The sequence below is a fragment of the Nonlabens sp. Asnod3-H03 genome (genome assembly GCF_045063665.1).
In the GTDB taxonomy this organism is placed as follows: domain Bacteria; phylum Bacteroidota; class Bacteroidia; order Flavobacteriales; family Flavobacteriaceae; genus Nonlabens; species Nonlabens ulvanivorans.
Window position 1 is genome coordinate 1 of sequence record NZ_JBEFOD010000004.1, and the last position, 12,448, is coordinate 12,448.

3 protein-coding genes are annotated in these 12,448 nt (G+C 37.4%); 1 reads left to right on the top strand and 2 read right to left on the bottom strand.

Annotation, left to right across the window (positions count from 1 at the left end):
• On the bottom strand, positions 1–8,357 hold an 8,357-nt coding region (locus ACJJVI_RS00060; protein WP_405349594.1), incomplete at its 3' end, for an Ig-like domain-containing protein.
• Between the two features lie 256 nt (positions 8,358–8,613).
• Between ACJJVI_RS00060 and ACJJVI_RS00065 the strand changes: the two genes are divergently transcribed.
• On the top strand, positions 8,614–10,224 hold the full coding sequence (locus ACJJVI_RS00065) for a peptide chain release factor 3 (protein ID WP_348022487.1): 1,611 nt from the start codon (positions 8,614–8,616) through the stop codon (positions 10,222–10,224).
• A 78-nt stretch (positions 10,225–10,302) separates the two neighbouring features.
• On the opposite strand, the gene ACJJVI_RS00070 is transcribed toward ACJJVI_RS00065, so the two are convergent.
• A complete protein-coding gene (locus ACJJVI_RS00070; protein ID WP_405349597.1) occupies positions 10,303–12,291 on the bottom strand; it encodes an OmpA family protein in 1,989 nt (662 codons plus the stop codon).
• Positions 12,292–12,448 lie beyond the last annotated feature (157 nt).

The window sequence follows — 12,448 nt, forward strand, 5'->3', positions numbered from 1 at the left end:
GAATCACCATCGCCATCACAGTCTGCAGCTGCCCATACATCATATGCATTTTGAGCTGGCGTTCCTGCCATCATTGGATTTGTTGGTATCGTAGCATTTGTTACACTACATGGGTCAAATGGCTCTGTACCATTCATTACTTCTTCTCCGTTAGTCTCACCATCACCATCACAGTCTGCGGCTGCCCATACGGCATAGTTCGCATCACTTACATCTGGTACTGTTGCTGTTCCACTTACATCACATGGATTTGTTGGATCTGATCCATTCATGTCTTCTGTTCCGTTGGTCTCACCATCACCATCACAATCGGCTGCTTGCCAAATTGGATTTGTTGTATCTGCTGTACTTCCGGCTGTGAACACACATGGATCTGCTGGGTCTGGATCGGTTCCGTTAGAATCTCCATCTCCATCACAATCGGCAGCTTGCCAGATTGCATTACTCGTATCTGCTGTACTTCCGGCTGTAAACACACATGGATCTGTTGGGTCTGGATCGGTTCCGTTAGAATCTCCATCTCCATCACAATCTGCTGCTTGCCATATTGGATTTGTTGTATCTGCTACACTTCCTGCTGTAAACACACATGGATCTGTTGGATCTGCATCCGTTCCATTGGAATCACCATCGCCATCACAGTCTGCAGCTGCCCATACATCATATGCATTTTGAGCTGGCGTTCCTGCCATCATTGGATTTGTTGGTATCGTAGCATTTGTTACACTACATGGGTCAAATGGCTCTGTACCATTCATCACTTCTTCTCCGTTAGTCTCACCATCACCATCACAGTCTGCGGCTGCCCATACGGCATAGTTCGCATCACTTACATCTGGTACTGTTGCTGTTCCACTTACATCACATGGATCTGTTGGATCTGAACCATTTGCGGTTTCTGATCCATTAGTCTCTCCATCACCATCACAATCGGCTGCTTGCCAGATTGGATTTGTTGTATCGGCCGTTGCTGAACTTCCTGAAGGAATCGAGCAAGGATCTGTAGGGTCAGAACCTGCGTTACATTCGTCTAAATTTGTTTCTCCATCACCATCACAATCTTCTAGACCTATAGGATCTGCCGGATTAGCAGCTAATAAAGCACAAACGTCTACTGTTCCATCAATAACTTGTGAACAATCTGTTGTTATTACAGTTAATATAGCACATTCAGTTTGTGTAAAACATACATTGTCTGGATGTGTAATCACCACACAATATTCATTACCATCTTGACTGCTATCCACGCTTGTCAAGGTTAGAGAGGCATTAGTTTCTCCAGCGATCGCATTTGCTGAAACTGTAGGATCACCTAAATACCATTGGTATATCGTTCCTGGCGCTGGAGTACCTGTTGTATAATCAGGCATGGTACTAGGAGCACCACCTGAATAACTTGTTGTATTTGTTGCTGTAACCGCAGCTGTAAAAGTTGCATCAGAACCACTATTTACTATTTGATTCATCGGTGCTTGATCTACCATAACTTCGGTAGCTAATATTTCATTACCGTTTGCACCATCATAACCACCTGTAATATCTCCACTACCATTTGTTACCTGTCCATTAGAATCAACTACCGTAGCTGTATCACCTAACACACCATCATCATCATTATCTAAACCATCTGATTCAATTACATCCTTACACCCATCATTATCACTATCTAAATCTTGAGAATTTGGCACACCGTCCTGATCAAAATCACAATCAGTAACCGTCCAAAAGCCAAAACCTTCAAAACGAACTGTTCCTAGAGCATTAAAAGATCTATAGTCAAAAATCCACGGAAAGGAAACAGAGGAAACATCTATATCCAAATACCATTGCGATTGACCTACTTCGGTAACTCCTACGGCCTGACCATCTAGATGCAACGTAGTTCCAGAAGATATAACATCACCATTATTATGTGAGGTTATTTCACCTAATGGATCAACCAATACAGCACTAGCAACTGAAGTCCACGATACCGTTATATCTTTAACTGCGTTATTAGCAGTATATGTTGAACCAGGAGCAGAAGAACCTAATCGGAAATTACGAATTAAACCTCTGCTTGGTTGCTCTAAAGTAAATTGAATATCCTGAACTGCATTATCACCAGTCATAGGATCGGTACTATCTTGATCCCAAACTAATTGTAAACCTTCTGTAACACCAGCTCCGTTTCTATTTGCAGGCCAAGGAGTAGTTGTTATTCCAAATTCTATAGAAGTATTTTGCGTGTTTGAATAAATACCTTCTAAGTCATTACTTATGTTACCAGATGTTATACTACCAATCAATGGCGGGCATTCTTCTGTATCCAAAATCCCATCATTATCATCATCTAAATCGCAAATATTACTTACTCCATCTAAATCTGAATCTAGATTCCCAGAAGCAACAGGATCACATTGATCTACAGGGATTGTAACGGTTAATACAGCACATTCAGTTTGAGTAAAACAAATATTATCTGGATGTGTAATTACTACACAATATTGATTCCCATCCATTGAAGGATCAGTAGTCAGTATTAGCGAAGAACCTGTTTCACCTGCTAGTAATGATCCACCACTATTAGGATCTCCCAAATACCATTGGTATGTTGTAGTCCCAGAAACATCTATTGCAGATGGATCATTAAAATCTGGTGTTGTACTTGGCGCAAATCCATCATATTCTATTGTACTCGTTGCTCTCACTACTGCGGTAAAAGTAGCATTGGATCCACTTTCCACAGTTTGATCTGAAGGAGGCGAATCAACAACTACTTCTGTTGCATTAAATTCATTACCATCTACTCCGTTATAACCGCCAGTAGTGTTACCACTCCCTGGTGTTAGCACCTGCCCACTTGAATCAACTATTGTAGCAGTATCACCAAGTACACCATCATCATCATTATCTGTTCCTTCTGATTCCAATACATCATTACAACCATCATTATCACTATCCAAATCTATTCTATTTGGAATACCATCTTGGTCAAAATCACAATCTAACAATAAATTGAATGCAAAACCTTCATTAACGATACCCGTCGTAGCGATTGAAGCATCTGAATTATAACCTATAACTACAGGATAAGTATTTAATCCAGTTAAATCAATAGACAATGTCCATCTTGAATCTCTCACCAATGAGCCTGTATTTACGACAAATACTTCCCCAGAAGTAATGACGTCACCTGAACTAAATCCAGAAATTTCATCATTAGGATCATTAAGAATCGCAGAGCCACCTCCAGGCCACGTTATATTCACCTCTTTTGTCGCATTTGCCGCTCCATAGTTAGAACCTGGAGCATTGTTAGCCACGACTATACTACCTACAGTTCCTAAGACAGGTTGTTCAATAGACAATGACATATTATGTATTACGTCAGTACCTTGATCCCAAACTAATTGAAGACCACTCGTAACGCCACTTGTAAACTCCGAAGTATTGTGATCACTTGTAATAGTAATTTCAGCAGAGGTACCAGTTGAATTGCTATAATTTCCATCTAAAACTGTTGTTCCATCACCCATTGTAATTGATCCAATAGGCTCTTCGCACTCTTCGTTATCTAGTATTCCATCATTATCATCATCTACATCACAAATATCACTTACTCCATCACCATCACTATCTGAATTCCCTGAAGCAAGAGCATCACAAGGATCAGGTATTGCGCCATCTACAGTAATGCTTTCATTCAAATCATCACCAGCTGTCGTTGGATCTGTTTGATCAGGCGTTGTAGCTGCAGTTGTGCTGTTCGTAATCGTATTTCCATCCTCACCAGCATCTACTACTCCTTCAATATTCAATGTTACAAATTGTCCACTAGCGATAAATGGAATTGTCCAGTTAGGATCTGTATAAGTTGAAGGTTGATCTCCACCAGTATTTCCATTGTTTATTGTAGCCGTAAGGCCAGCTGGAATAGCATCTACCAATGAAACATTTGTAGCGTCATCAGGACCATTATTAGTTACCGTTATTGCAAAGGCTACAGTATCACCTTCCGCTGGCGTACTGTCTCCACTCATTAAAGTTTTAACTGTCACCAAGTTTGCATTACCAACTGCAATCCCATCATTATTTCCATCACTACCATCGTCAGTATCGTTAGCAGGAACGCTATCTACCTGATCTGCAGATACTGCAGTTATATTTGTAAATGCCCCAGGTCCGTCTATAATACCGGTAACAATAATAGTCACATCACTAAATGGCGTGTTAGCTGTTATGGATCCTAAATTACAAGGAAAAGTAGTACAGCCACCTCCATTTATATTTGTTATTGTAACATTTGTTGGAGTATCAGTTACAAAAACATTTGTTGCTAAGTCTGTACCTAAGTTACTAACTACAATATTCCATGAAACTGTATCACCAGGTGCAAAAGGACCTGATTGATTTAAAGTTTTAGTAATACTCATGTCAGATTGTGCCACACTACAAGAGTCTGGAGCAGTCCCTGCATTTTGAGTATCGGTACATCCACTAGGATTATCAAACGTTGCCGTTAAATTAACAGGACCACCATCTGCAGAGAATGTTAAATTGGTAAATCTATGTTGCGTTGCACTATCTAATCCAGTTACTGGAACAAAAGTGTTAATTCCAGCACCTGTTAAATCTAAATTTCCTGAACCAGGCGCGTTTGTAAACTGAACAACTACATCTGCTGTAAAAGTATCATCCGTTGGGTCTCCCGAGGTACCATTTGAATTACAGGCTGAAATATTATCTAAAGAAATCACAGCAACCGTACATGGCACTATTGTTATAAAGACGTTTGCCGTATCTCGATTCCCTAAAGTATCCTCTACTATATAAGGGAATGAAACTGGAGCGCTACTACCTGGTGGTGGTGTAATCACCAACTCTCCAGAAACAATCTGAACAATGGTGCCATCACTAAGCAATACTGGTGATCCTCCATCAGAAATGGCCATTCCATCAACTTCTGTTATCATGATAGGATCCATATCAGGATCAGAATCATTATTTAATACATCAATAGTAATTGGTGTATCCACTTGGGTGGTGTCATTATCATCTGTTGCTTCTGGAGGATTATTAATACCTACAGATGATGACACAGAAGCCACTGGATTATTACCTGGATCTGTTGCATTAAATATCGCGGTATTATCACCTGTACATGGCAATGTGATTTCCACTTCGTATTGCACTATTACTCTTTCACCAGGTCTTAATATACCCGTATTGTTTTGAAAAATATCGTTAGAACCTAATCCTGTAAAAGTTAGATCTAACACTGGATCTGTAAGCGCTGTTGATGTCGTGATTACAGGAGCTGAGACACTCACAATATTACCCGGACACATTGCTCCAATATTATCAGTAATTTGCAGATTACTTAAATCAATCGGTGACAATGGACCATTCTCTATTTCTATTTGAAATGTAATATCTCTATTCCCTAAAGTACCCGCTGGATCATTATTTAATACTGTTTTTGTAATTAAAGGTAAAGGAGTCGATGTAAAAGTAACAGGAGTTTGATCACAATTACATTGCTCTCTATCGTGAGCGGCATCTAAATTTCTTCTAGAAACATCGCTTACCGCTCTAGCAGTTGCATATGAGTTATCAATTCCACTAAAAACACCTTGTGACTCTCTAACGGAGGTAACTGTAGTAGGTCCGACATTTAAATCAAAAGTCCATTGGGCAGATGTATTGGGTGCCATACTTTGACCAGACATTAGAAGATCTGACGTTGAACCTCCAAGCGTACCAGAAGCCCCATCAAACCCTGCGTTTTCCATAAGAACCCCTGTTTTAGAGTTAAGACTAAATGAATTAACAGGAACACCTGATGCAACTAGATGATCAAATACATCAGAATACTGAATATTAGTTGCCGTATTAGAACCAGAATTCCTTAAAGTTATGGTATATGAAAAATCATAAGTACCGTCTGTATTGATTGTTGGGTTAGGATCACTAACCTCAAAACCTGCACTTAATATAATCGTGTTTTCTTCAAAGCGCTGCGAGTCAGAAGCAGTAACCTCATATGCAGCACCTGTAGCTGCATCATTTGCTGTTGCTATAATTTGATTTGTAACAGTAACCTGATCTAGATTTGCTCCTGCAGCTACTTCTATACAAAAACCATAATTAATACTCTCTCCAGGTCCCAGCTCACTTAATGTAGGCACGTTAATTAACTCTTGTATGGAAGTACCATTAAAATTAGCATTTTGACTGACTCCTAAAGGAATAGGCCCATCTGCTGAGGCAGAAATTATAGTAATTGCATTACCTAAAAAAGGTGTTCCTAAATCATCTGTTAAATTGATATTATATACTGGATCAGTTCCGTTATTAGTTAAAACACCAAAATATCTAATCTTATAAGTATCTGTAGTAGTGTAACCCCAATCACAATGAGTTTTATTAAGTTCTAGACCTCCTGGACCTGCAGCCACACTACATTGATTTTGCGCAGTTAAAACCGAAAACAACGTTAAAGTACACGCAGCATCATCTGTAAAAGCAGCAGTAATATCAATCGGAGCACCATCGGCAGGGCTTTGAAGCCCTACAAAAGTATGAGATGTTGGAGAATCAACTCCGCCTACTGCAACGTTTACCGTTTCAGTAGGAGTACTTAAGACTAACGCACCTGTTGCAGGCACATTTGTAAAAGTCACCATCACATCATAAGTAAAGAAATCATCAGATGCATCTCCGACAGTACCGTTATCATTACAAATTGAATCTGAACCAACAACGAATTCAATATTATCAATACTACAATCTTCACTACAACTAGCAGGCGCTGTTCCTGCAGCTGGAACATTTAAAGGGCATGTACTATCCGAGAAGCTTGCTGTTAAATCAATTGGGCTTCCATCAGCAACCATTTGAACACCTGTAAAAGTATGAGAAGTAGGTAGACCATTTAATGCTGTTACACCTTCTGAAATCACTGCATCACCTGTAACATTCAATGTCCCTGTAGTAGGAGGATTTGAAAAGGTTACAATTATATCTGTCGTAAAGAAATCATCTGAAGGATCTTGAGGTGTTCCATTATTATTACAAACTGAAGCATTAGCAGTTTGTATATTGGAAATAACACAGTCAGGACTACATGAAACAGGAGCTGTTCCAGCATTAGAAACATTTAATGGACAATTACTATCAGTGAAATTTGCTGTTAGGTCAATAGGACCTCCATCTGCACTCATTCTTATAGAAGTAAAAGTAAAAGAAGTTGTACCACCAAACGCACTTGTCACCTCAGATGCAGGATCTATATTATCACCGGTAACATTTAATGTTCCTGTAGTAGGAGGATTTGAAAAGGTTACAATTATATCTGTCGTAAAGAAATCATCTGAAGGATCTTGAGGAGTACCATTATTATTACAAACTGAAGCATTAGCAGTTTGAATATTAGAAATAACACAGTCAGGACTACATGAAGCTGGAGCAATTCCAGCATTAGAAACATTTAATGGACAATTACTATCAGTGAAATTTGCTGTTAGGTCAATAGGACCTCCATCTGCACTCATTCTTATAGAAGTAAAAGTAAAAGAAGTTGTACCACCAAACGCACTTGTCACCTCAGATGCAGGATCTATATTATCACCGGTAACATTTAATGTTCCTGTAGTAGGAGGATTTGAAAAGGTTACAATTATATCTGTCGTAAAGAAATCATCTGAAGGATCTTGAGGAGTACCATTANACGCACTTGTCACCTCAGATGCAGGATCTATATTATCACCGGTAACATTTAATGTTCCTGTAGTAGGAGGATTTGAAAAGGTTACAATTATATCTGTCGTAAAGAAATCATCTGAAGGATCTTGAGGTGTTCCATTATTATTACAAACTGAAGCATTAGCAGTTTGAATATTAGAAATAACGCAATCTGGACTACATGATGCTGGAGCAAGACCTGCAGATGGCTCTGGCAAAGAAAACGTACATGAAGGATCGCCAATAAATGAAGCTGTTATACTTATAGGAGTACCATCTGCTGTAAAGGACACAGCGGGAAAAGTATATGACGTAGCGTCTGGTGGTAATGTAGTTACATCTATAGATTGAATAGCAGTATTATCACCTGCGATTTGCAAAGAACCTGTAGCAGGTGTAGCCTGGAAAAGTATGGTAACATCTGCTGTGAAAAAATCATCACTAGCATCTGTAGTCGTACCGTTATCGTTACATGCCGATATCATAGATGTTGATATACTAGTGATATCACACTGTGCAACAGCAGCTTGAGAAAAACCAACTAAAACCAATAATAATAAAGAGAAAAATCTAAGGTTACTCTTTTGTAAAGCAACTTTAAAAAAGTAATTGAATAATGTAAAAACTCCCATATATAGATATTTAAAATCAAACCACATACTCATTTGTAAGAATATATAACGAGTAAACTTAAATGAATATGCCAAATTTATTTTATAAATTGACTTTAAGAAATTATTAATCGTTTAACAAGCGTTAAGTATCGATAAGTTGCGCTGTTCTTTCTTTTGATGACTTCGATTAACTGGAGTTAATTTTATTATGCTTTCGCGAAAGCATAACAAAAAATTATTTTAAGGTTTAAGTATTCTCTATTTTTGCGGTCTTATGAATAAGAAACAATTTGATAAAGAGGTCGCTAGACGCAGGACCTTTGGAATTATATCTCACCCAGATGCTGGTAAAACGACCTTAACAGAGAAACTGTTGTTATATGGTGGTGCTATACAGGAAGCTGGCGCCGTTAAAAACAACAAAATCAAAAAAGGTGCTACAAGTGATTTTATGGAAATCGAGAGACAGAGAGGTATATCTGTTGCGACGTCTGTACTTGCATTTGAATATAAAAATATTAAAATCAATATACTAGACACGCCTGGTCACAAAGATTTTGCTGAAGACACTTTTAGAACGCTAACTGCTGTGGATAGTGTTATAGTAGTGATCGATGTCGCTAAAGGTGTTGAGGAACAAACTGTAAAGCTGGTAGAGGTATGTAGAATGCGCAACATACCTATGATTGTTTTTATTAATAAAATGGATCGTGAAGGTAAGGACGCTTTTGACCTTATGGATGAGATTGAGCAAAAACTAGGATTGAGAGTTACTCCTTTAAGTTTTCCCATAGGAATGGGTTATGACTTAAAAGGGATCTATAACATTCATAAACAGAACATTAATCTATTCACCGGTGCATCTTCTAAAGATATTCACAGCACTACTGCTATTGAAAACTTAGACGACAAGTTACTGGATCAACTGGTAGGAGATAAAGCCGCTGGAATTTTAAGAGATGAGCTAGAACTGGTTACTGGTATTTATCCTAATTTCAATAGAGAAGAATATCTAGCTGGAGATCTACAACCCGTCTTTTTTGGAAGTGCTCTACACAATTTTGGTGTTAAAGAATTACTAGATGGTTTTATAGAGATCGCACCTGCTCCAAGGCCTAAAAAGGCCGAAGAACGATTAGTACAGCCTAATGAGTCAGACTTCAGCGGTTTTGTTTTTAAAATACATGCTAATATGGACCCTAAACATAGGGATCGTCTAGCTTTTATCAAGATAGTAAGTGGTGTGTTTGAGAGAAATAAAGCTTATAAACACATTAGACTTAATAAGAATCTTAAATTTTCTAGCCCTAATGCGTTTTTTGCGGAGAAAAAAGAAATTGTAGATGAGTCTTTCCCTGGTGACATCGTAGGCCTACATGATACTGGTAACTTTAAGATAGGCGATACACTGACCTCTGGTGAACTGTTGCATTATAAAGGCATACCATCCTTTTCTCCAGAACACTTTAGATACATTAACAATTCTGATCCTATGAAGTCTAAACAGCTTGCAAAAGGTATCGATCAATTAATGGATGAAGGTGTTGCACAACTTTTTACTCTAGAGCTTAATGGCCGAAAAATAATAGGTACTGTAGGTGCACTGCAGTTTGAGGTTATACAATACCGTCTAGAACACGAATATGGCGCATCCTGTAGCTATGAAAACTTAAATGTATACAAGGCCTGCTGGATAGAAACAAAGGACGTTAACAGCGCTGAATTTAAAGATTTTAAAAGAGTAAAGGCTAAGTTTCTTGCTCATGATAAGAGAGATCAACTAGTTTTTCTTGCAGATTCTTCTTTCTCGTTACAAATGACACAACAAAAATATCCTAGTATTAAGTTTCATTTTGTATCTGAGTTTGAACCTATGGAAGCATAGCTAACTGCATTTCAACTTATTAAACAAAAAAGCCTACAATAACGTAGGCTTTTTTTGTTTAGTAATATTTAAAAGATTCTAATTACAATCACTGTATTGACCTAGACCTGTCACAATAAATTCTGAACGTCTATTTAACTGGTGTTCTTCTGGCGTACAATCTACTCCATTAGAACAGTTGTTAACTAACTGTCGTTCACCATAACCTTTAGCTGTAAGTCTAGAAGCGTTGATACCTTTTTCTATCAACCATTTTCTTGTGCTTTGTGCTCTTTTTTCTGATAAAACATCATTATAAGCATCAGGAGCTCTACTATCTGTATGTGATCTAATCTCTACAGATGTTTGTGGATATAACTCCATAAACGCTAATATCTTAGATAGCTCTAATGCTGCATCTGGTCTAATATTGAACCTATCAAAGTCAAAGTAAATATCTTTAATATTTAATAATGGCGCGATATCATCACAATCTACAATCTGAATTTTTTCATTCACCATAGCCAATGGCACATCTAAGAAATCACTTTGTGTAGGTGTTGTAAAAAGGTCCTCATCTGAAGAGTAATCCTCTTTTTCAGTTCGCACAAAGTATTGTTTACCACATTCTAATTTAAATACGTATTTACCGTTTGCTTTAGTAACTAATTGATCAACTTTATTATTGTTTGCATCCATTACCATTACAGTTGCCTTATCCATAGGCAATCCTGTTTTCTCATCTGTAACGGTACCAGTTAGTATGATTTCACAGGCATCTTTAAGATCTTCTAATTGAACAAATCTATAGATATCATCGTCTCCTTGACCACCTGGTCTGTTAGAAGAAAAATACCCCATATTTGTGTCATCATTTATGATAAATGCAAAGTCATCATCTTCTGTGTTAGCAGGTTTACCAATATTGATAGGTAAACTTAAAGTTCCATCAGGATTTATAGAGCTCGCAAATATGTCTAGACCACCTAGTCCTTGGTGACCAGTAGATGCGAAGTATAAAATACCTTTTTTAGACACAAATGGGAACGATTCTCTACCTTCCGTATTAATTTCTGAAAGGTTTCTAATCTCTCCAAAACTACCATCCTCATTAATAGGTGCAACCCAAAGGTCGGATTTAGTGAATTCATCATTTGCCTCATAACCCATACTACCAGGCATATCACTTGTGAAATAAAGATATTTACCGTCTGGTGATAATGCTGGGTGTGCTACTGAATATTCATCATTATTAAATGGTAGCTCAACTGGATCTGACCAAGACTTACCTTTTTTGGTAGACTTATAAATCTTCAATTTATTGATACCATCAATATCTTGTCTATAAACTCCAGCATTATAATTATTTCTAGTAAAATATATCGTCTTACCATCACTTGTAAATGTTGGTGTACTCTCATGATATCGAGTATTAAGAACCTTCGAAAATCTTTCTTCATTAGAAAGTTTACCTGCTTCGTCAGCATCTGCTACATATAATTGTAAAAAAGCCTGATCATTCCAACTGTGCGTTCTCTTTACAAAAGAGTTTGTATCTCTAGCCGTAGCGTAAACTATTTGATCTGCGCCACCATAAAATGACGGACCAAAATCTGCAGTTGTAGAGTTGATTATTGCCGTATTTTCAATTTCAAAACGACCCGACTGGAAATCTATAATTTGTAAATAATCTGGTTGATCACTATAAGACTTAGATCGTGAATCGAAGCCTTTAAATGAATTAAACTTAGCCATTAACTCATCAGCTTCAGCATATCGCTTTACAGCTTTCAAAGATTGAGCATATCTAAAATAATATTCTGGAGCAAGTGATTCAGAATCTAAATCAAATAACTCTTTGTACCATTTGTATGATTCGGTTAATTCATCGTTGAAGTAATAAGTATCTCCTAATTTCGAAAGTATTTCAACATTTTTATACCCTTTTTCAACAACTTTTAAATAAATCTGCTGTGCATCAATAAAAGCAAACTTTTCAAATTCTTTATTTGCCTTTTTTACATCTTTTACTTGTCCGTAACTTATAAAAGAAACAAGGCAAATAAGAGTAATTAGTATTTTTTTCATCATTATGGTTGTGTTTAAAAGAATCTAGGTGTTATTATTCTATCGTAACTATTGAAAAGTTCAAACCTTACAAATAGCTCATAACTTCCATCATTGTATAAAGCATTTCCTAGCTCTGTAGTTTCTCGATCATATGCAAATCCTATCATCATTTGAT

Bases quoted from the DNA above. Each gene is read 5' to 3' on its own strand.
- ACJJVI_RS00065 (WP_348022487.1), top strand. From the start codon at position 8,614: ATGAATAAGAAACAATTTGATAAAGAGGTCGCTAGACGCAGGACCTTT.
- ACJJVI_RS00070 (WP_405349597.1), bottom strand. From the start codon at position 12,291: ATGAAAAAAATACTAATTACTCTTATTTGCCTTGTTTCTTTTATAAGT.